We start from the raw sequence: 21,603 nt of genomic DNA on the forward strand, positions 1-21,603 counted from the left end.
ATGGAAAGCACCGGGCACACGCTGTCCATCCGGGAGAAGCTCGGCTACAGCCTGGGCGACCTGGCCGCCAACCTGATCTTCCAGACGCTGATCACCTACCTCGCGTTCTTCTACACCGATGTGTACCGGCTGCCGCCCACCACGGCCGCTACGATCATCTTCGTGATCGGCGTGCTCGGTGCCTTCGTGTTCACCCCGTTGATCGGCATCGCCGCCGATCGCACGGTCAGCCGCTGGGGCAAGTTCCGGCCGTGGATCCTGTGGACGGCCATTCCCTTCGGGGTGCTGTCACTGCTGGCCTTCAGCACCCCCGACCTGGCGCCGCGCGCCAAGGTCGTCTACGCCCTGGCCACCTACGGCCTGTTGATGCTCGTGTATGCGGCCAACAATCTGCCGTACTCGGCACTCAGTGGCGTGCTCACCGGCAGCATGGCCCAGCGCAACAGCCTGTCGGCCTACCGCTTCGTGGCGGTGATGATCGCGCAGTTCATCATCCAGGTCCTGCTGCTGCCGCTGGTGCTGATCCTCGGCGACGGCGACCGGGTGCTGGGCTTCGAGCGGGTCATGACGGTATTTGCGGTGGTGGGAACGGTGTTCTTCCTGATCACCTTCGCCACCACGCGCGAGCGCATCGTACCGGCGAAGGAACAGACTGCCGGGGTGCTGCAGGACCTGTCCGACCTGCTGCGCAACCGCCCGTGGAAGGTGATGCTGGCGCTGACCATCCTGGTCTTCATCAACCTGTCGCTGAAGGGCGGCACCTACGTCTACTACTTCCAGTACTACATGAGCGAGACCGCCTTGGCGGGCTTCCTCGACAGCTCCGGCTTCAATCGCTGCATCAGCGCCATCAATGCGGCACTCAGCGGTCTGGGCCTGGCCGGCTTCGCCTGGCCGAAGGATCCGGCAACCTCGGCCTTCAGCCTGTTCAACGCCTGCGGCATCGTCTGCATGATCCTGGGCATCGGCGTATCGCGCCGCCTGGCCGACCGTTTCGGCAAGCGTGATGTCTTTGGCGGTGCCTTGCTGGTGTCCACCGTATTCCTGCTGGCGTTCTATTTCTTCCCGCCCACGGCGGTTGCCGTGGCCTTCGCTGCCTTCATGCTGCACGGGTTCTGCTACGGCATCACCATCCCGCTGCTGTGGGCGATGATCGCCGACGTCGCCGACTACTCCGAATGGAAGAACCATCGCCGTGCCACCGCCATCGTCTTCTCGGCGATGCTGTGTGGCCTGAAGATCGGGCTCAGCATCGGTGGCGCGCTGGTCGCCGGCATCCTCGCCCATCACGGCTACCAGGCAGGCGCACCGCAACAGCCCGAAGCCGTGGTGGACGGCATCCGCCTGACGGTGAGCGTGTACTGCTCCCTGCCGTTCCTGGCTGCAGTAGCGCTGCTCTTCCTCTACGAGATCAACAAGCGCATGGAGACCCGCATCGAGCAGGACCTGCAGTCGCGGCGCCAGGGCAGCGATCTGCAGCAACTGGCAGCACACGCCATCTCCCAGCCCCTGGTAAGCCACATCTACACGGCCGACCCTTCGGCCCATGTGTTCGAGGGGCGGCTGTACATCTATCCATCGCACGACATCGACAGCGGCGCCCCCTTCGACGATGAGGGCGGCCACTTCGGCATGCAGGACTACCACGTGCTGCGGATGGAAACACCCGAGGGCGAGGCCACCGACTGCGGCGTGGCGCTGCATGTGCGCGACGTGCCCTGGGCCAGCCAGCAGATGTGGGCGCCGGATGCCGCCTCCCGCAATGGCCGCTATTACCTGTACTTCCCGGCCAAGGACGCCCATGGCATGTTCCGCATCGGCGTTGCGGCGGCGGATCGGCCGGAGGGACCGTTCACTCCAGAGCCCGAACCCATCGAGGGCGCGTACTCGATCGACCCGGCCGTGTTCGAGGACGACGACGGCACGCACTACCTCTGTTTCGGTGGCATCTGGGGTGGCCAGCTGCAGAAGTACCGCGACAACCGCTACGACCCGGCGCATGAAGAACCTGCAGGCGAGGCGCCGGCACTGGGCCCGCGTATCGGGCGACTGGACGCCGGCATGACCCGGCTTGCCGAACCCACCCGGGAGATCGTCATCCTGGACGAGCACGGGCAGCCGCTGCGCGCCGACGACCATGCCCGTCGCTTCTTCGAAGGACCGTGGCTGCACAAGTACCAGGGCCGGTATTACCTGTCGTACTCCACTGGTGATACGCACCTGCTGTGCTATGCCACCAGCGACAGCCCGTACGGGCCGTTCACCTATCGCGGCGTGATCCTCACCCCCGTGGTGGGCTGGACCACCCATCACTCCATCTGTGCGTTCCAGGGGCGGTGGTACCTGTTCTATCACGACGCGTTGTTGTCCGGCGGGGTCACCCACCTGCGTTCGGTCAAGTGCACACCGCTGTACATGGAAGCAGACGGCAGCATCCGGACGATCCATCCCTATGGCGCCTGAGCCGACCTCGCCCACGGATGATGCGAAGGCGCAACTGCCTGCCGGCCCACTGCACTGGTTCCGGGCAGGCAGGCTGGAGGTCGCGCTTGCACCGGAAGCCGGTGGGCGCATCGCCCAATTACGCTGCGACGGTATGGACTGGCTTGTCGACGAACATGAAGTCGGGCAGGCAAGCATTGCGTGGGGGTGCTATCCCATGCTGCCCTGGGCCGGGCGCATCCGCCACGGGCGCTTCGCCTTCGACGGCAGGCCCTATCAGCTGCCGGTGAACTTCGGAACGCACGCCATCCATGGCGTCGGCTTCTCACGGCCCTGGCGCATCGACCGCCTTGAACCGGACGGCGCCTCGCTGTCGCTGGACCTCCCTGAGGATGCCTATTGGCCCTTCGGGGGCAGGGCATCGCAGCACATCCTCGTGCAGCCCGACCGCCTGCAGCTGCGCCTCGCGGTGCAGGCCGGTGCCATGGCAATGCCAGCCGTGCTTGGCTGGCATCCCTGGTTCCGCAAGCCGGATCGACTGCTGTTCGCGCCCAGCGCGATGTACCGGCGCGACGGGGAGGGCATCGCCACCTTGCCCTGCGTGCGCCCAACGCAGGGGCCGTGGGATGACTGCTTCATCAACCAGGCCGAAGTGACGCTGGTTGCCGCCGGCCAGCGGCTGCGGCTGAGCGCCGACACCGATCACTGGGTGGTCTACGACGGGGCGGCGCACGCCACCTGCGTGGAGCCGCAGACCGGCCCTCCCGATGGATTCACGCTGGCGCCGACCCGGTTGCAGCCGGGACAACAGCTGGAACTGAACTTCGAACTGCGTTGGGAGATCGGCAGCGATGGCGATCTGGCTGGCGTCGACGCCAGCTGATTACCTGTCCGCAGCAGAATCCGGGAACTCCCTGCGGCTGTTCCACCGCATCGAATACCTGCCGGCCCTTCTGCTTTTCGCGTCCGCCGGGCATGGCCCGGCGCTACCCATCTTCGCGTCCGCCGGCAATGACCCGGCGTTGCCCATGCGTCGCGTCCGGTAGTGCCGGCCGCTGGCCGGCAACCCGCGATCCGGCGCGCGCCTACGGCACGCTCTGCGGTCGCACCTTCAGCAGGGAGGCTCGCCATGTCGCGTGGCACGCACCGTTGGCTTCAATTGGCGTCAACCCGCCGTGCTTACCGGGTCGGATCGGGATCAGGCCGCTCGTAGTCGTCGGGCGTAGCTTTGGGGTCATCACCATCATCGGGCATGTCGTGCTCCTTCCATGTAGCGTTGTCATTCCTGAGCCTGTCCGGGGTATGGCGCTTCGACGCATCATCCACGTCGGCGCCAGGGTTGAAAGGCAGGTCATCCTGCAGCTGCTTCTCGTTCACTGGAATGCTCCTCGGGCGTGTTGACCAGCCTCTGCCAGTGAGCGTTAACGCTGCAACACAGACGGATGAAGGGCCGCCGCACGGCCCATCAACCCATGTGCGCAGCCTCGGCATGCGGCTGCGATGGCAGCACTCCTTGCGTCATTGACCTGTCGTTGACGCACAGGTGTCAGACTCGCGCACAAAGGGGTATCCGGGTGAATGGCAGGGGAGTGATCATCAGGAGAGCTGGCAATGCCGTTCTTCACTGACTCAACAGAAGTCGCCGTCGAGGGCGTCGGTGCGGCCCGACGCATCGGCTGGATGCGCTTCGTGGGAAATGGTCTGGGCGCGCTTCCGATTGCCTCGATCATTCTCGAGCGTCAGGCGGATGCTGCGCCCTGGGTGCTGCTGTTGCTCAACGCCATCGCATGGCCGGCGCTGGCGATGCTCCTGACACGTCGCGCCCGCGAGCCTGCAGCAGCGCAGTTCCGCTGCATGATCGTCGACTCTCTCTTGGGAGGCGCATGGATCGCCTTCATGGCCCTCAGCACCGTGCCAAGTGCGTTGTTTGCCGCACTGCTGGTGGCCGACAAGATCGCCGCCGGCGGCATCCGCCTGGCCACAAGGGCAACGCTGGCCCTGGTGGTCGGGTTCGCCGCCACCTGGCTTGCCCTGGGCCTGCCCTATCAACCCATCACCTCGCAGCGCACCGTTGTCCTCAGCCTGCCATTCCTGTTCGTCTATGGCATTGGGTTGAGCCTGCTGAGCTGGCGACTGGCGCGCCGGGTGAAGTCACAGAACCGCCAGCTGCAGCGCCTGAGCCGGATGGATCCGCTGGTGGAGCTGGCCAACCGCGGCTTCCTGATCCAGCGCGCCCAGCAGGTGCTGCAGACGGGGCAGCACCTGGGCGGGAACGCCTGCCTGCTGATGCTCGATGTGGATGATTTCAAGCGGATCAATGACTCGCATGGCCATCGTGCCGGCGATGAGGTGCTTCGCCGCATCGCGGCGGTGCTGCGCCAGTTGGCCCAGCCGGGCGACACGCCGGCGCGGCTGGGCGGCGATGAATTCGCCATCCTGCTGGTCCAGCGGACACCGGTGGAGGCCATGCGTGTGGCCGAGCAGATCAGGCACTACCTGCAGGAGCCAGGCGCGCCCGGAACAACCGATATCCAGTTCAGCGTCAGTATCGGCATCGCCGCAGCCGCTGGCACGGCGACCGCAGAGGACTGGCTGGCGAAGGCGGACAAAGCGCTGTATCACGCCAAGCGGCATGGCAAGAACACTGCAAGCTGCGCCGAGTGATCTGCGCCGGGGGCGGTGTACGGTTCATGTGAGTGGAGAGCAGCCTGACATTTCACCGGATGCAGGAGGGCCAACCGCCACACTCGCCACTTCCACGGGGCCACCGGCACTTGCAGAATCGCCCGATGTTCAATCTTCAACATCTCCGCACCCGTATTTCGGCGATGGTGCTGACCGAAGGATGGCGCCGGCGCGCGGCATTGTGGAGTGGCGCGGTGGCCGTGGCGCTGGTCGCCATTGTGTTCGCCAAGGCCAGTGATGCCGCCTTCCATGTCTTCCAGCGTGTCATTGCCCATTCCCCGTGGTGGGCGTTGCTGCTTACCCCGGGCATCTTCGCGCTGCTGGCGTGGCTGACCGTCGGTGCGCTCAGGCCCACCCGTGGCAGCGGCATTCCGCAGGTCATCGCTTCGCTGGAACAGCCGGACCCGCAATTCAGGCAGACCAACCTCTCGCCTGCGGTATCGGCGGGAAAGCTGCTGCTGACCTCGCTGTCCCTGCTTGGCGGCGCGTCGGTTGGCCGCGAAGGCCCCACCGTGCATGTGGGAGCCAGCCTGATGTACCTGTTCGGGCGCTGGTTCGGGTTCAAGGATCCCCGCGAGCTGTCGCACTTCCTGCTGGCAGGGGGCGCGGCAGGCATCGCCGCAGCCTTCAATACGCCGCTTGCGGGCATCGTGTTCGCCATCGAGGAGCTGAGCGGCCGGTTCGAACATCGCTTCTCGGGCACCCTGCTCACGGCGGTCATCGTGGGCGGCGTGGTGTCCCTGGGCCTGCTGGGCAACTACACCTACTTCGGGCATGTCACGGCGTTGCTGCCCTTGGGCCAGGCGTGGGGCGCCATCGTGCTGTGTGGCGTGGTCGCCGGCCTGCTCGGCGGTCTGTTCGCCCGGGTGGTACTGCTGACCATGTCAGGTCATCCGCGCTGGCTGGGCAGGCTCAAGGGGGACCATCCCGTGGTACTGGCCGCTGCCTGTGGCGTGATCGTGGTGGTGCTGGCGCTGGTCTTCGGCGACGGCGCGTTCGGTACCGGCTATGAGCAGGCGCGCAGTCTGGTGCAGGGTCAGGCCATCGTTGGTCACGAGTTCGGCCTGATGAAGCTGCTCGCCAACCTGGCGTCCTACGTGGCGGGCATCCCTGGCGGACTGTTCTCACCCGCCTTGGCGGTGGGGGCAGGGTTGGGGCACAACCTGGCGGTGCTGATGCCGGCGGTGGACCCGAAGGCATTCGTGCTGCTGGGCATGTGCGCCTACCTGACGGGCGTAACCCAGGCGCCATTGACCTCGGCGGTGATCTCGCTGGAGCTGACCGACAGCGGTGACCTGCTGCTGCCGATCCTGGCCACCGTGCTGATTGCCCGGGGTGTGTCAGGCATGGTCTGCCGCGTGCCGATCTACCGCGGGCTGGCCGAACAGCTGCTGGCCAGCAGCGCGCTTCCCGTGGGGCAGCAGGGCGCCCCTGCATCTCGCGCTACGGAGTAGACGCTCACCTGCAGGCGAACGTCCCGTCCACGCCTGATCAGAGCAGCAGCAACGCCCCGATCAGCGCGGGCGGCATCACCAGCGCGCCGACACGCAGGAAGTCGAGCGCGCTGACATGCTCGCCTTCGCGGCGCAGCGCCACCAGCCACAGCATGGTGGCCAGCGAGCCGGTCACCGACAGGTTCGGGCCCAGGTCCACGCCGATCAGCAACGCCGCGCGCGTCTGCGCCGGCAGCTCGGCCATCTGCCCCAGCGAGCCCGCAGCCAGGCCCACCGGCAGATTGTTGGCCACGTTGCTGAGCAGTGCGGCAGCGCCTCCGGCCAGCCAGCCGGCCTGGTGCGGCGAGGTCTGCGCCAGCGCCTGCAGGTTGCTGGCCGCTGTCTGGATGACACCGGTCTGCGAAACCGCTTCAACCAGCACGAACAGGCCGGCCACCAGCGGCAGCACGCCCCAGGAGACGTGGCGCAACAGCGGCAGCGGGCTGCGGCGCTGGCGGATCGCCACCACCGCTATGCTCAGGGCGCCCGCACAGAACGTAGTCAGGCCCAGTGGGCCGTTCATCGCGGAGGTCACCAGCAGCACGGTGCCGGTGAACAACACGCCCAGCGCACTGAGGCGGCCACCCTCGGTAAGCGGGCGATGCTCGGGCGACGCTGCCAATGGCTGTGCGATCTCGCGGCGATGCACCCAGCGCAGCACCAGATACGTGGCACCGATCGCGGCCAGCGACGGCAGCGCGAACTGCGCCAGCCACTGCAGCAGCGGCGGCATGTGGTTGCCGTACACCACCAGGTTGGCCGGGTTGGAAATGGGCAGCACGAAGCTCGCCGCATTGGCGATGAACGCACAGACAAACAGATAGGGCAGGGGGTTGGCGCGGGCCGCCTTGCACGCCGCATAGACCGCGGGCGTCAGCACCACCGCCGTGGCATCGTTGGACAGGAACACCGTCACCACCGTGCCGACCAGGAACACCAGATCGAACAGCCGCCGTCCCGAGCCGCCTGCATGCCGTACCGCATACAGCGCCAGCCAGTCGAACAGGCCCTCGCGCCGCGCCAGTTCGGCCAGCACCATCATGCCGACCAGGAACAGGTAGACATCCCGCCCTTCGGCAACCGCGTGCCAGGTCGTGCCTAGCGACACCGCCCCAAGCAGCGGGAGCAGCGCTGCCGCGCCCAGCGCCCACACGTACTCCGGAATGCGGAACGGCCGGAACAGCAGGCCGACGGTGGCAACGGCCACGGCCGCCCAGATGATGAAGGGGGAACAGGAAGCGAGCATGGCGTGGGTGGGGTCTCGGCTGCACCGGCGCGTAGCCAACAGCAAACGCGCGCTGCAACGATGGCAAGTGCGAGAAAGTCGGCATCATACCGTGCCGGCTGTAGCGCCGGCCCCGCCAGTAAAGGGTTGTTTCAGATCCCGACATGCGCCCGATCGAAGGCGCATGCCATTCACCGTGATGCGTCACGGTAATATCGATCCCGGATATCCGCATCGCATGGGTAGTGCCGGCCGCTGGCCGGCAAGGAGAATGAGGACCCAACCAGCGACGAACTTCCGGCACAGGCAGCAGGCTCGCAGCTTCATTCTGCTGTAGACAAGGCGCCGTTCTCCATCGTGCATGACCCAGCCGCCGAGGGAAGCGGCGCATGCCACGCTTTCCATTCACCCACTGCCTGTCTCGACACGGCTTCATTGCGATCTGCGTAGTCCATCTCCACCCGATCAACCTCCGATCAAACAGCCTGCAGATGGCGATGGGTGGCGCGTAGCAGCGCAATCAGGGGGCAGCGAGCACGCCAAACCAGGCGCCTATTCCATAAGTGGCCGCCATTGCTATTGCCCCCCAGACCACGACCCGCAGAGTGCCGCGCAATGGCGACGCTCCACCAAGCCGGGCCGCGACCGCGCCGAGGGCGGCCAGAAGGCACAGCGTGGTGGCCACGACCGCTGCTGCCAGGTTGCTGCGATCCAAGGCTGCAACCAGAAGAACGGGGGGCAGTGCACCCACAATGAACGAAGCTGCAGAAGCGACCGCCGCCTGCAGTGGTCTTGCCTTGAGTACCTCGTGAATCCCAAGCTCGTCGCGCAGGTGGGCTGAAAGCGCGTCATGTGCGGTCAGTTCGCGGGCAACCTGCTCTGCCAGCGCTCGCGTCAGTCCTCTTTTCTCGTAGATGCCCGTCAGCTCAAGCAGCTCCGCTTCCGGCTGGTTCACCAGCTCACCGCGCTCCTTCTTTTCGTCAGCATTCTCGGCATCGGCCTGTGAGCTGACCGAAACATATTCGCCAGCCGCCATCGACAGTGCACCGGCGATAAGGCCGGAGAGGCCAGTGACAAGAATGGTCTGGGTCACCGCGCCAGCACCGACCATGGCAACGACCAGGCTGCTGGTCGATATGAGTCCATCATTTGCACCCAGGACGCCAGCGCGCAACCAGCCGCCGCGCTGACTACGATGGAATTCTCCGTGGCTCATGTCGTGTCCGATGGGAAGAAGGGAGCGCAGGCAAAGCGTACTCCCAATTCTCCACGTGCGATGGCGCCACGTGGCCAGGCCGTAGATGCGGGAGCCGGGCCGCAGGCCCGGCACCTGCAGGCACAGGCTGGAGCGCGCAACGTCGCCCAACAATATCCTGTCGAATCACTAACACAACGGGTTGGACTGGCTGGTGCTGGACTTGTCCCTGCGCGTGGTCGGCGGCGTCCATGTTCCGCTGCCCACGTTCTTCTCCGAAGAACAGCTGCGCCATGCGTTGCACACCAGCGGCGCCCAGCTGTTGGTCACGTCGGCGGCAGCATCGCCGCCGGGGCCTGCAGGCAGCCCAGCGCCACCGCTTCCCGGTATCGACGCCAAGGGCTGGAAATTGGACCCTGGCACTGGCGGGATGCTGCCAGAGGGAACCGCGTGCGTGACCTACACCTCTGGCAGTACCGGGCGCCCGCACGGTGTGTGTCTGTCGGCGGAAATCGCGTTGCCGTCATTGCAGGAAATCGGCTACACGGGCGCGTCCGGACTGGATGTCCCCGCGCTGCTGCGCTGCCTGCACAGATATCAACCGGAGAGCATCATTCTCGTGCCCCAGCTGCTGCTTGCGCTGGTAATGGCAGCCGAGCACGGCGCCGCTCTTCCTGCATCGCTGCGCTATCTGGTCCATTGTCGGGGAGGTTGCCGACGCGCATGGTGCCTCGGTACGGCTTGGCACGTCTGCCCGGCTCGGCGGCCTGGAGGTGCGTGTAGAATGGCCAGCGTACATCGCTCATTGACCTGTGGCTGGCGTGAAGACGTCAATCGCACGAACGTGCTGAAGTCCCCGTTCGATCATCTCCAAAGCGTTGCCAGCATGGTCAACACAGTGAGGCCCATCGCCCCGGTGGCGATCCATCCCATCACGCGCAGGCGCCGCCCGATCGTGTGGCCGCGCATGGTGGCGGTGCGCGAGGCGAGCAGCATGATGATCACCATGATCGGCACGGCCACCACGCCATTGAGCACCGCGCACCAGAACAGCTCCTTGACCGGGTCCCACGGCGTGAAACAGAGGCCCACCCCTCCAAGCGTTGCGGCGGCGATGATGCCGTAGAAGCCACGCCCTTCGCCACGATCCAGGCGCGCGCTCAGCGTTCCACGCCATCCGGCGGCTTCGGCCACCGCATACCCGGCCGAACCGGCCAGCACCGGGATCGCCAGCATGCCAGTGCCGATGATTCCGATACCGAACAGCAGAAAGGCAAATTCGCCGGCGACCGGACGCAGCGCCTGGGCAGCCTGGGTGGACGTCTGGATATCGGTGATGCCGGACATGTGCAACGTCGCTCCGGTGCTGAGAATGATGAAGAACGCCACCAGATTCGAGAACGTCATCCCGATCAGCGTATCGACCTTGATCCTGCGCAGGTGCTGGCGCACCTCCTGCTCCCGCCTGGGGCGCTCGTCGCGGGCTTCCTCCATTTCCTGTGCGGCTTGCCAGAAGAACAGGTAGGGGCTGATGGTGGTCCCAAAGATCGCCACCACCATCAACAGCGTCTCCTTGGTGAGGGCGATGGATGGCAACACCGCGTCGTGCAGCACCGATATCCAGTCCAGCTTTACCGAGAAGGCAACGGCAACATAGGCCAGCAGGGCCAGGGTGAACCATTTCAGGGTGCGGACGTACGCGCGGTACGGTACGAAGATCTGCAGCAGGAGGCAGGTCGTACCAAAGGTTACCGCGTAGACATGCGCCGACCCGCCGAGCAGTATGCGCAGCGCCCCGGCCATTGCTGCTATATCGGCTGCGATATTCAGCGTGTTGGCCGTGACCAGCAGCCCAACTACACACAGCAGCACCCAGCGTGGGTAAGCCTCGCGGATGTTGGCTGCAACCCCGCGTCGGCTCACGTAGCCGATGCGGGCGCTCACGGTCTGGATGGCGACCATCAGTGGCAAGGTGATCACAACCGTCCACAACATCCCGAACCCAAACTGGGCACCGGCCTGGGAGTAGGTCGCAATGCCGCTGGGGTCGTCGTCCGCAGCCCCTGTGATCAGGCCAGGGCCCAGCTTTCTCAGTGCGCGGCGAAGGGCAAGCGTCCGACTGGTCACGTTTGCTCGCGTGGAGCCCTTCGGATACAAGGGAGGTTGAGGGGCCGTTGCCACAGTCGACGTTCTTGACGAAGGGGACGCGACACCATGACTGCCGGTTTCGTGTGCATGCTTACGCCGATGCCCCGTGATGGTGATGTGTAGACGGGATGCCAATCCATCGTTCCGCTGGAAATCCGTCGCTGGAACAAAACCCCGCCGGCATCGCTGCCGGGCGTCTTTACAGGTTCGTCACTTAATCTAAGAGTGAATGGAAGAGTAATCAGGTGGGCGCGAGCGCTTATTAATGCCGTCTGTAAGCGCCCAAATTGCGGTGGGAGCGAAATTTGCGGTATGGAGAGTCGCGATATGGGCGTGCTCATCGAATCCATCGACCACGGCTCAGCCGGCTCCCACGTCGCGGCGGATCCCAAGGTTTTGATACATGAGAAGTGCCGGTCGCCAGTCCCGGTCGCCCTCACTCTCGTCAGATCATCAGCCTGCCCTGAAGGACGCGTAAGGGCAATTCTGTCCGGCGGAAGTTTTGACGGACAGGATCTGTTGATCTCCAGAATGGAGCTCCACACCGGAATCGTGATCCGATCCGGAGAGGTCTACGTCCGTCGCAAGAACGCCACCAATTCCCTGGCGGGATCGGAGTTGCCGGCATTCACGGCAGCTGCAAACCAGCAGTCCGCCACGTAGGCCACAGGATGGTCAGGACCGGCATGGATGCGCTACTTCCTTGTGGCCAGGACAATGACCCCTGCGAGCACCAGGCCGATTCCAGCCCATTCACGGGGCGCTGGTCGTTCTCCCAGCAACAGGAATGCCAGGCCAACCGCCAACACCACACTCAGCTTGTCAACCACCGCAACCTTGGCCAGCTCGCCTACCTGCAACGCGCGAAAATAGAAGAGCCACGAGGCCCCGGTGGCCAAGGCGGAGAGGACAAGGAACAGTTGTGTTCGGCCTGGAAGAAGCAGCGGATTGGACCATTTGCCTGTTGCCACCACCAAGGGCAGGATCACCGCGGCAACCACGAGGGTGCGGAGGGACATTGCCAGGTCCGGGTCGACGCCTTTTACTCCCATTTTGGCAAACAGTGCTGTCAGCGCAGCGAATATCGCGGACAATCCAGCCCAGAACAGCCACTGCGGAATACTCTGCATTTGTCCTGCTCCTCGTTGAGAGTCTCGGCGGCGAAGCCTTGCATATCTGCTGCAGGTAATACTCCTGGATCGCGCTCGTTTCCACTGCTGGCGTTATCCGGGACAGGATGGAGGCGGGCTTCCGCCCGGACGCCATCTCACGTACCGCTCCCATTCTGCAGAAGGCATCACTGATGCTCGGCACCTATCGCAAGGCGCTGGAAACCCCGTCTGCCGGGCTGCTGCGTCTCCGCTCCAGCGGTGTATCCGTCCTGCTGATGCTCGTGGTGATATCGGCGCCTGCGCAGGAGCCGGCGCCCGCCATCCAGTCACGGATTGCCCGTGTGGAACAGGGTCTTTCCAGTCGTGTCGTGGTCAAGGGCGCGCCCGGCCAGAAGGCATCGATTGCCAGCCGCATGGCCTTCCACGACGTTCCAGCGGTCAGTATTGCCCTCATCAATGATGGGCAGCTCGAATGGGCCCGCGCCTACGGCGTACTCGATGCGGCCGGTCAACGCGCCGCTACGCCGGCCAGCCTGTTCCAGGCTGGCTCGATCAGCAAGACGATCAGCGCACTGGGCGCGCTGCGCATGGTCGAGCAGGGCAAGCTGTCCCTGGACGCTCCCGCCAATGTGCAGCTCAGCAGCTGGAAGATTCCGGACAACCGCTTCACCCAGCAACGCCCTGTCACGCTACGCGGTCTGCTCAACCACAGCGCCGGCATGAACGTGCATGGCTTCTACGGCTACGCACAGGGCCAGCCGGTGCCTTCGCTGCTGCAGGTGCTGGATGGCCTGCCGCCAGCGAACTCCGAAGCGGTTCGTGTAGAGGCCACGCCCGGCACCGGATGGAGATACTCCGGAGGCGGCTACAGCGTTGTCCAGCTGATGATGACCGAATCAGCCGGGAGGCCGTTCCCCGAGTTGATGCAGGCGTTGGTCCTCGGCCCGCTGGACATGAAGGACAGTACGTTCGCGCTGACACTGCCGCCGACGTGGCAGGAACGGGCTGCTTCTGCCCACGACAGCAATGGAACACCCCTGGCGGGCGGTTGGCATGTGTATCCGCAATCGGCGGCCGCCGCACTTTGGACCACGCCGACCGATCTGGCCAACGTGATCCTCGACATCCAACAGGCACAGTCCGGAAAGCCCGGCAAGGTTCTGTCCAGTGCGATGACCTCCACAATGCTGCGCCGTGGGCAAGGCGAGTACGGCCTGGGGCTGTACGTTGAACAGATCGGCGACGGCACCAGCTTTTCGCACTCGGGGGGCACCGATGGGTTCCGCTCGCAGCTTTATGGCTACACCCACACCGGGCAAGGCGTGGTGGTGATGACCAACAGCGACAACGGCGCAGCGCTGATCGACGAGATCCTGGTCAGCGTGGCGGCGGAGTACGGCTGGCCAGAGTTCCAGATCACCGAGAAGTTGGCGTTGGCCCCCGACCCCGTGGCCAATGCGATGTTTGCGGGCAACTACACCCTGGCGGGCAAACCTGCGCAGGTCATCGCCGAAGGAGACCGCCTGTATCTGCAGAGCGAACTGTTCGCCAAACGCCCGATGCAGCTGTTTGCGGAGTCAAAGACCCGGTTCTTCATGACCGCACAGGACATGACGGTCGAGTTCCAGCAGACAGCTGGCGGCACGCCGGGCAGTTTCTTGCTTAAGCGCGGTAGCAGCACCTATGTCGCCACGCCGGCCCGCGAGCCGCCGAGTCGGTAGCCGCGGCATGCCCGCTTCTGGCTGAGAGCGGAGGCGGGGATGGGAGGGCATGGAGGAATGCCTGTCAGGGCAGGGCATGCTTCGGCGTCCGGCCGGAAGGCCGGCATGTGCCCGCGCCTGACACTCCCAGATCGTATCGCTGACACCTGTCACTTGTCCGGGCAATGCGTACCGCCAATAGTGAGCGCCACCGCCGCCTGCCTGGCCGGCACTCACCGAAAGGATCTCCCGTGAACCTGCTGCAGCAACTTCTCTGGCAGACCCCCATCTGGGTCTGGGTACTTCTGGCGTTCCTGGTCTCGCGTGGCATCGCGGCCATGCGGCCGGGGCAGACCTCGCTGCGGAAGCTGGCCATCGTGCCGGCGCTGTTCAGCGTCTGGGGCATCTGGTCGATCAGCCACCGCTATGGCGGCTCGCCGCTGGCGTGGGGCGAATGGCTGGCCGGCATCTGCGCCGGCGCGGCAGTGGGCTGGCTGCTGCTGCGCCGGGCAACGCTGACCGTGGACGCCGCCACGGGCACGCTGTGGCGCAGTGCCGACTACAGCCTGCTGCCACTGCTGCTGGTCACGTTCGTCATCAAGTACGGTTTTGAAACGGCGCTGGCCGTGGCGCCCGGCCTGAGCAGCAACGCAGGCTTCAGCGCCGCCTATCTCCTGCTGTCTGGCGGCTTCACCGGCATCTTCATCGGCAAGTACTGCCGCTATCTGGCGGCGTCGCGGCGGGCAACGCCCGGTGGGATGCAGCCTGCGGGCTGAGTCCAGCCCAGGATGAGGGGCGGTACACGCGCTTCGGCCGCGCCCTCACCACATTCACCTCGCAGCAGCGAAAATGCGTCCTCGGGCGCGCTCCAGGGCGCACCGCTCACTGCCTGCAGGAACGCAACGATGTCCAACAACCCTTTCGGTGAATCCTCATGCGCGGCCGCAGCCAACGGTTGCGTGGAGGTGCGCGGCGCGCGCGAGCACAACCTCAAGAATGTCGATGTCTCCATTCCGCGCAATGCACTGGTGGTGTTCTCCGGGGTGTCGGGTTCGGGCAAGTCGTCGTTGGCCTTCGGTACCGTCTTCGCCGAGGCGCAGCGGCGCTACTTCGAGTCCGTAGCGCCATACGCGCGGCGCCTGATCGACCAGGCGGGCGTACCTGATGTGGATGCCATCGACGGGCTACCGCCGGCGGTGGCGTTGCAGCAGCAGCGCGGCGCCAGCAATGCACGTTCCTCGGTGGGCAGCGTGACCACGCTGTCCAGCCTGGTGCGCATGATGTACTCGCGCGCCGGGGCCTACCCGGCCAACCAGCCCATGCTGTACGCCGAGGACTTCTCGCCCAATACGCCGCAGGGCGCCTGCAGCACCTGCCACGGCCTGGGACATGTGTACGAGGTGACCGAAGCGCTGATGGTGCCGGACCCATCGCTGAGCATCCGTGAGCGCGCCATCGCCTCGTGGCCGCCGGCATGGCATGGCCAGAACCTGCGCGACATCCTGGTCACGCTGGGCTACGACATCGATGCGCCGTGGAAGAAGCTGCCGAAGAAGGACCGCGACTGGATCCTGTTCACCGAGGAAACGCCAACCGTGCCGGTCTATGCCGGCTTCACGCCCGCAGAGACACGTGCCGCACTGAAGCGCAAGCTGGAACCCAGCTACATGGGCACCTATACCGGTGCGCGCCGCTACGTGCTGCACACCTTTGCCAACACCCAGAGCGCGCTGATGCGCAAGCGCGTTTCACGCTACATGGAAGGCAGGTTGTGCCCCGCCTGCCACGGAAAGCGCCTGAAACCCGAGGCGCTTTCGGTCACCTTTGCCGGTGTGGATATCGGCGAGTTCATGCGTTTGCCGCTGGACCAGTTGGCGGACCTGCTGGAGCCCATCGCGCAGGGCGATTTCAGCGCGCACAGCCGCGGCGCACGTACCAGCGGCAGCACCACCAAACGCGATCGCACGCAGCGGGCTGCAAGCGGCCGCCCTGTCCATGCTGGGGCCCCCGACGTTCGGCTGACCTCGGCCCTGTCGGAAGAGAAGCGCTTGGCCGCACAGCGGCTGGCAGGCGGCGTCATGGCGCGCGTACACCAGCTGCGAGGCCTGGGCCTGGGATATCTCTCGCTGGATCGCGCCACGCCAACATTGTCGGCCGGCGAACTGCAGCGCCTGCGGCTGGCCACGCAGCTCAGCTCGCTGCTGTTTGGCGTGCTGTACGTGCTTGATGAACCCTCGGCCGGCCTGCACCCCGCCGACAGCCAGGCGCTGTACGACGCGCTGGACCGGTTGCGCGACGGCGGAAACTCGGTGTTCGTTGTCGAGCACGACCTGGAGCTGATGCGCCGCGCGCAGTGGCTGGTGGATGTTGGCCCGGAGGCGGGTGAGCACGGCGGGCGCGTTCTCTACAGTGGCGAGCCCGACGGCCTGCGCAAGGTCCAGGAATCGCGCACCGCCCGGTATCTGTTCGATCAGGTGCCCGCGGCCGCCAGCCGGCAGCGCAGCGCCAGCAGCTGGTTGGAATTGAAGGGCATCCACCGCCATAACCTGCAGGGTGTGGACGCGCAGGTGCCGCTGGGGTTGCTGACCGCAGTGACCGGCATTTCAGGATCGGGCAAATCCAGCCTGATGGCACAGGCACTGCCCGAGCTGGTGCTGCTGCACCTGGGGCATGAGCCCGAGGACAGCAGCGCCGAGAGTGGGCCCACCGATGCACCGACCGTGATCGAAGCGACCCGGGGCCGGTTGGCTGGCGATGTGGGTGCCATCCAGCGGGTAGTGCAGGTGGACCAGAAGCCCATCGGCCGCACGCCACGCTCCAACCTGGCCACCTATACCGGGCTGTTCGACCACGTGCGCAAGCTGTTCGCCGCCACGCCCGCCGCGCGCCGTCGGCGTTTCGACGCGGGCCGTTTCTCGTTCAACGTGGCCAAGGGCCGATGCGAGACCTGCGAAGGCGAAGGTTTCGTCAGCGTCGAACTGCTGTTCATGCCCAGCGTCTATGCGCCGTGCCCCACCTGCCATGGCGCCCGCTACAACGAGGCGACGCTGAAGGTGTTGTGGAATGAGCGCAACATCGCCGAAGTCCTGCAGATGACGGTGGACCAGGCGCACGCGTTCTTCATCGGGGAAGAGGCCATTGCCCGCCCGTTGCAGCTGCTGCAGGAAATTGGGCTGGGGTACCTGCGGCTGGGCCAGCCGGCCACGGAGCTTTCAGGCGGTGAAGCCCAGCGCATCAAGCTGGCCACCGAGCTGCAACGCAGCCAGCGCGGGCGCACGCTGTACGTACTGGACGAGCCCACCACCGGCCTGCATGCATCGGACGCGGACAGGCTGCTGGTGCAGCTGCAGCGGCTGGTGGACGCGGGCAATACGGTGGTGATGATCGAGCATGACATGCGCGCGGTCGTGCAGGCGGACTGGGTGATTGACGTCGGGCCTGGCGCAGGCGCTGCGGGCGGCACCATCGTGGCGAAGGGAACGCCGCAACAGGTGGCCCGCGCCAAGGGCAGCAGGACGGCGCCGTTCCTTGCGCGCGAGCTGGGGCAGGGCGGGTGAGGCGGGGGCGTCGCCTGGGCTGCACCCCTGCCTCTGCACGCCGCACCGCTCATCCTCAGGCACATCGCCAGCAAGCCTCAGCAGCCGATCCTGCAGCGTAGGCTCCTGGCACGCTGAACAAGCCTGCCTGCCTGGCCCCTTTCCCAATGTTTTTGGGACGAGTCCGATTCGGCTCCCAAGTGGCCCTCTCTAACCTCTCAAGTGTCAGCTGGGAGCTTCCTTTCCGTTCTTTCGAACGGTTCAGGAAGCCCTCCAGCATCCATGTCACTTCGAGGAGAGCCTCATGAACACTATTCATGCAATCGCCTGGGATGCGGCCGCCGGTCGATGGCTCGTCGCCTCAGAAGTTGCCACCCGCCGCACGCGCGTCAAGGCCGGTCGACACGCTTCACTGCGCCCGCTGCAGCTGGCTACTGCTATCGCGCTGGCGTGGAGCGGCGCAGCCGCTGCGGAGACGCTGCAGTTTCCCGCGGCTCCGGTTGACATCAGCGATGGAACGCGAATTGTAGACAATATCCTTGTTGCCGACGGCGCGACAGGTATTGTCAGGGGCGAGGGCGGCACGCTGATCCAGCAGGCAAACTCGTTCCGTATCGGCGGCACGGTGAACCGCGGCACGCAGAATCTGGACCTCAGCGGCCTTTCAAACTACGTCTTCGACAATGCCCAGGGCGTCTACAGCGTGGGTGGGCGTGCTGTTGGCGGCGCTTGGAATCAGACCGGTGCTACCACGGGAGCCGTCACGCTGGCCTCGGGTAGCAACCTCATCCGTGCTTCATACTTCGGCATCGGCGATGTGGGTCGTAGCATCAGCGCAAATGCCACCAATCAGGGCACCGTGCGCCTGGGCCGGAACAATACGATCTACGCGGACAGGATCATCCTTGGAGGCAACCAGAGTTCCGGCACCCTGACGTTCCAGGACTCGGTCACGGAGGGAACCCTCACCCTGCGCGGCTCGGACGGCAGCAGCGCCGTGGGCAGCTGGAACATTGGCACGGGAAACAGCAGCAATTACAACGACGCCACCGGCAATGTCGACCTGCGTCGCGGCACGATTGATGCAAAGGTGGACGCCCTGAACATTGCGGGCGCGTTGTACGGCAATGGCTCTGCAAATGGCACCCTGAGCCTGGGCCGGGGCGTGCTCGAGGCCAATACCATCATGCTTGGCGCACGAAGCGGCACCTCAGGCACGGGCGGCTCGAACGGGCGCCTGAATATTGGCGAGGGCGGCAGCGTGCTGGCCAACAGCATCACCATGGGCAACCGCACCGGCACGACAGGCACCGTGTCCGCGAACATCACCCTCGAGGGTGGTGCGCTGCACGCCGGCAGCATCCTGGCCGGCGCTGGCGCTGGTACCCGTGCGATCACCTTCAATGATGGCGTGCTGGGCAACCGTGCCGCAGGGCAGGACATGCTGGTCAACGTTCCGGTGGTGCTGGCCGCAAGCGGCCAGCACGTGTTCCGCGTCGACGGCGGCGATGCCCTGATGACCGTCAGTGGTCAGGTCCGAGGCAATGCAGGCACCCTGACCAAGACAGGCGAGGGCGTGCTGGCCTTGACCGGCGCCAACACCTACAGCGGGTCCACGCGCGTCAATCAAGGCCTGATCCGATTCCAGTCCGGCAGCAACCTGGGCACTGGCAGCATCGTCCTTGATGGCGGCGGCCTGCAGTGGGCTGCTGGCAGCCACGAGGACATCTCCGCGCGACTGGAGGCGCTGGGTACCGCAGGCGCCGTTCTGGACACCAACGGCAACGCGGTCACCCTGGCCACCGCCCTGCGTGGGGAAGGCGGCCAGCTGATCAAGCGTGGCAACGGCAGCCTCGCCCTTACCGCGGACAGCACCCATACCGGTACGACCCGGATTGAACAGGGTGAACTGGTGCTTGGCGATGGCGGCACAACCGGCAACGTGGCCGGCGACATCGTCAACAACGCCCTGCTCACCCTCAACCGTGGTGACCGCATGTCCCTGTCCGCCAACATCTCCGGCGGCGGCGAGCTGCTGCAGGCTGGCAGCGGTACCGTTGTGCTGTCCGGCAACGTCGCCCATGGCGGCGGCACCCGGGTGGAGGCTGGCACGCTGCAGGTTGGTGATGGCGGCTCGCGCGGCACGCTGGCTGGCGATGTCAGCCAGGCCAGTGGCACGCATCTGGACGTCGACCGCAACGATACGTTCGTGCTCTCCGCGCGCGTCGGCGGCGACGGTGCGCTGCGCCAGATCGGCTCGGGCACCACCGTGCTGGACGCCGACCACACCTACACCGGCGGCACGCTCATCGCGGCCGGTGCATTACGTGTGGGCAACGGCGGCACCACCGGCAGCGTGACGGGTGCAATCGACAACCAAGGCCGGCTGGAATTCAATCGCAGCGACGACTTCGTGCTGGGCAATGCCGTGAGCGGCGCTGGCGGCCTGGTGCAGATGGGTACGGGCACCCTGCGCATCGCCGATGACCAGGCATACACCGGCGCCACCCGCGTGCTTGGTGGCGCACTACAGGTCGATGGCAGCATCCGCTCGGCAACCGAAGTGGCCAGCACTGCCACCCTGAGCGGCAACGGCACGATTCATGGTGACGTAGTCAATGCCGGAACCATTCGTCCGGGCAGCGGAAATGACTATGGCCACCTGACCATTCACGGCAACTACGTTGGCCAGCAGGGGCAGTTGGAACTGAACACCTGGCTGGGCGAGGACGCATCGCCCAGCAGCCAGCTGGTGATCGATGGCGGCGTCGCCAGCGGCAGCACCACCGTGCGCGTTCACAACACCAGCGGCGCGGAAGGCCACACCGTCGCCGATGGCATCCTGGTGGTTGCCGCCATCAATGGGGGCACTACGTCGGCCGAGGCATTCAAGCTGGGAAACCATGCACGAAATGGTGCCTTCGGGTACGGGCTCTTCCGCGGCGACCTGGAGGGCAAGTCGGCCGAGAACTGGTATCTGCGCAACGCCTTCGTCGTGCAGCCGCCGGTCGATCCTGTCGATCCGACCCATCCGGCCGACCCGGTTCCTCCGGTGGCCATGCCCATTTTCGGCCGCGAGCTGGCGACCTACGGTACCCTCCAGCCGCTTGCGCACGAGCTGGGAACACTGGCAATGGGCAACCGGCGTGACAGGGCAGAAGCCGCCGCCGCTGGCGACGCGCGTCGCGCTGCCTGGGTACGGGTGGCGGGCCGCAGCCTGCACAACGGGTACGATTCCATCGTTGCGCCCGAAGCGAAGGGCAGGCTGGATGCGCTGCAGGTCGGAAGTGATTTCTGGCAGGCTGCCGCGTCGGCAGGCACGAACTGGCGGGCGGGCGGCTACCTGTCGCACGCAAGCAGCAATGTGCAGGTCCAGGGCATCTACACCAACGATGAGCGAACCCGCTATGTGCGTGGCGCAACCGGCAGCGTTGACCTGCACGCCACCAGTGCCGGCCTCACCCTGACGGGCGCGGGCAGCAGTGGCGGCTATCTGGATGCCGTCGTCCAGCTGACGCGCTACGGCGGTTCCGCCAGCGCGGGGCCGGTCAGCCTCGATACCCACGGCGAAGGCTACCTGGCGTCGCTCGAGGCGGGCCATCCGTTTGTCATGCAGGCCGGCAAAGGGCAGTTCACGCTCCAGCCGGAGGTCCAGCTGGTCTGGCAGAAGGTGCGTTTCGATGCAGCGCAGGACGCCGCAGGCCGCGTATCGCTTGGCAGTTCGCAGGGTCTGAGCGAGCGGCTGGGCATCAACGGCAGCTGGCAGTTCCAGGGCGCGGGTGGCGTGCAGTGGGCGCCGTACCTCGCAGCGGACGTGTGGCACGCATCGAATGCGCGCTCGGCGGTGACATACGCCGACAAGGATCAGATTCCGCTGGAAGCAGGCGGAAACCGAGTGTCGTTGAGCGCTGGCGTTACCGTCCGGTTGAATGACCGCTTCAAGCTGCAGGTATCCGGTGGCCGCGAGCGCTCCTTGGGCAATGGCAGTGGTGTCAGCCGGGACGGGGCGTTCGGCAACGTCGGCCTGCAGGTGCGCTGGTAAAGCCAGCGCACCCTGCCGCCCCGGC

Annotated in this window: 14 protein-coding genes and 2 pseudogenes; 11 read left to right on the top strand and 5 right to left on the bottom strand. The window is 65.8% G+C overall.

The features are described from left to right. The 3 genes and pseudogenes from K5K93_RS20215 to K5K93_RS02345 all read left to right on the top strand — a co-directional run. Positions 1–1,473 (top strand): annotated as a pseudogene (locus K5K93_RS20215) (MFS transporter); the annotation flags it as partial. 24 nt (positions 1,474–1,497) lie between these two features. Beyond that, positions 1,498–2,463, top strand: coding sequence for a glycoside hydrolase family 43 protein (locus K5K93_RS20220; RefSeq protein WP_314819835.1), 966 nt, complete (start codon positions 1,498–1,500; stop codon positions 2,461–2,463). Next, a complete protein-coding gene (locus tag K5K93_RS02345) occupies positions 2,453–3,325 on the top strand; it encodes an aldose epimerase (protein ID WP_222389614.1) in 873 nt (290 codons plus the stop codon). Before K5K93_RS20220 ends, K5K93_RS02345 begins: the two co-directional genes overlap by 11 nt. Positions 3,326–3,621: 296 nt before the next feature. Here K5K93_RS02345 and K5K93_RS02350 read toward each other — a convergent pair whose 3' ends face one another. Beyond that, positions 3,622–3,804, bottom strand: coding sequence for a hypothetical protein (locus K5K93_RS02350; RefSeq protein WP_222390942.1), 183 nt, complete (start codon positions 3,802–3,804; stop codon positions 3,622–3,624). A gap of 249 nt (positions 3,805–4,053) precedes the next feature. Here K5K93_RS02350 and K5K93_RS02355 point away from each other — a divergent pair, with 249 nt between their 5' ends. Then, complete coding sequence (locus K5K93_RS02355) at positions 4,054–5,106, top strand: sensor domain-containing diguanylate cyclase (protein ID WP_222389616.1); 1,053 nt, start codon at positions 4,054–4,056, stop codon at positions 5,104–5,106. 125 nt (positions 5,107–5,231) lie between these two features. Beyond that, entirely contained in the window at positions 5,232–6,581 is a 1,350-nt protein-coding gene (locus tag K5K93_RS02360; RefSeq protein WP_222389619.1) for a chloride channel protein, read from the top strand. A 37-nt stretch (positions 6,582–6,618) separates the two neighbouring features. On the opposite strand, the gene K5K93_RS02365 is transcribed toward K5K93_RS02360, so the two are convergent. After that, positions 6,619–7,866 carry an arsenic transporter gene (locus tag K5K93_RS02365; RefSeq protein WP_222389621.1) on the bottom strand — a complete coding sequence of 416 codons (1,248 nt, stop codon included), beginning with the start codon at positions 7,864–7,866 and terminating at the stop codon, positions 6,619–6,621. Positions 7,867–8,365: 499 nt separating this feature from the next. Beyond that, a complete protein-coding gene (locus tag K5K93_RS02370) occupies positions 8,366–9,061 on the bottom strand; it encodes a VIT family protein (protein WP_093818577.1) in 696 nt (231 codons plus the stop codon). Positions 9,062–9,188: 127 nt separating this feature from the next. Here K5K93_RS02370 and K5K93_RS02375 point away from each other — a divergent pair. Further along, positions 9,189–9,734 (top strand): annotated as a pseudogene (locus K5K93_RS02375) (AMP-binding protein); the annotation flags it as partial. Between the two features lie 170 nt (positions 9,735–9,904). Here K5K93_RS02375 and K5K93_RS02380 read toward each other — a convergent pair. Beyond that, positions 9,905–11,167, bottom strand: coding sequence for a divalent metal cation transporter (locus K5K93_RS02380; protein WP_222389624.1), 1,263 nt, complete (start codon positions 11,165–11,167; stop codon positions 9,905–9,907). A 348-nt stretch (positions 11,168–11,515) separates the two neighbouring features. On the opposite strand from K5K93_RS02380, the gene K5K93_RS02385 reads away from it, so the two are divergent. Beyond that, positions 11,516–11,851 carry a hypothetical protein gene (locus K5K93_RS02385; RefSeq protein ID WP_222389626.1) on the top strand — a complete coding sequence of 112 codons (336 nt, stop codon included), beginning with the start codon at positions 11,516–11,518 and terminating at the stop codon, positions 11,849–11,851. A 32-nt stretch (positions 11,852–11,883) separates the two neighbouring features. On the opposite strand, the gene K5K93_RS02390 is transcribed toward K5K93_RS02385, so the two are convergent. Next, on the bottom strand, positions 11,884–12,318 hold the full coding sequence (locus K5K93_RS02390) for an EamA family transporter (protein WP_088479180.1): 435 nt from the start codon (positions 12,316–12,318) through the stop codon (positions 11,884–11,886). Between the two features lie 173 nt (positions 12,319–12,491). Between K5K93_RS02390 and K5K93_RS02395 the strand changes: the two genes are divergently transcribed. The 4 genes from K5K93_RS02395 (at position 12,492) to K5K93_RS02410 (ending at position 21,578) form a co-directional block, all read left to right on the top strand. Further along, the gene (locus tag K5K93_RS02395) at positions 12,492–14,021 is read left to right on the top strand and encodes a serine hydrolase domain-containing protein (RefSeq protein WP_261311907.1); all 1,530 of its coding nucleotides are present in this window, start codon (positions 12,492–12,494) and stop codon (positions 14,019–14,021) included. Between the two features lie 230 nt (positions 14,022–14,251). Continuing rightward, positions 14,252–14,776, top strand: coding sequence for a DUF6622 family protein (locus tag K5K93_RS02400; protein WP_222389629.1), 525 nt, complete (start codon positions 14,252–14,254; stop codon positions 14,774–14,776). Between the two features lie 129 nt (positions 14,777–14,905). Next, a complete protein-coding gene (locus tag K5K93_RS02405) occupies positions 14,906–17,557 on the top strand; it encodes an excinuclease ABC subunit UvrA (RefSeq protein ID WP_222389631.1) in 2,652 nt (883 codons plus the stop codon). Between the two features lie 283 nt (positions 17,558–17,840). Next, positions 17,841–21,578, top strand: coding sequence for an autotransporter outer membrane beta-barrel domain-containing protein (locus K5K93_RS02410; RefSeq protein WP_222389632.1), 3,738 nt, complete (start codon positions 17,841–17,843; stop codon positions 21,576–21,578). Positions 21,579–21,603 lie beyond the last annotated feature (25 nt).

This window comes from Stenotrophomonas sp. DR822, from assembly GCF_019793815.1.
Taxonomy (GTDB): domain Bacteria; phylum Pseudomonadota; class Gammaproteobacteria; order Xanthomonadales; family Xanthomonadaceae; genus Stenotrophomonas; species Stenotrophomonas indicatrix.

Coding starts and splice junctions, on each gene's coding strand:
- K5K93_RS02345 (WP_222389614.1), top strand. CDS start 2,453: ATGGCGCCTGAGCCGACCTCGCCCACGGATGATGCGAAGGCGCAACTG.
- K5K93_RS02355 (WP_222389616.1), top strand. CDS start 4,054: ATGCCGTTCTTCACTGACTCAACAGAAGTCGCCGTCGAGGGCGTCGGT.
- K5K93_RS02360 (WP_222389619.1), top strand. CDS start 5,232: ATGTTCAATCTTCAACATCTCCGCACCCGTATTTCGGCGATGGTGCTG.
- K5K93_RS02365 (WP_222389621.1), bottom strand. CDS start 7,866: ATGCTCGCTTCCTGTTCCCCCTTCATCATCTGGGCGGCCGTGGCCGTT.
- K5K93_RS02370 (WP_093818577.1), bottom strand. CDS start 9,061: ATGAGCCACGGAGAATTCCATCGTAGTCAGCGCGGCGGCTGGTTGCGC.
- K5K93_RS02385 (WP_222389626.1), top strand. CDS start 11,516: ATGGGCGTGCTCATCGAATCCATCGACCACGGCTCAGCCGGCTCCCAC.
- K5K93_RS02390 (WP_088479180.1), bottom strand. CDS start 12,318: ATGCAGAGTATTCCGCAGTGGCTGTTCTGGGCTGGATTGTCCGCGATA.
- K5K93_RS02395 (WP_261311907.1), top strand. CDS start 12,492: ATGCTCGGCACCTATCGCAAGGCGCTGGAAACCCCGTCTGCCGGGCTG.
- K5K93_RS02405 (WP_222389631.1), top strand. CDS start 14,906: ATGTCCAACAACCCTTTCGGTGAATCCTCATGCGCGGCCGCAGCCAAC.
- K5K93_RS02410 (WP_222389632.1), top strand. CDS start 17,841: ATGAACACTATTCATGCAATCGCCTGGGATGCGGCCGCCGGTCGATGG.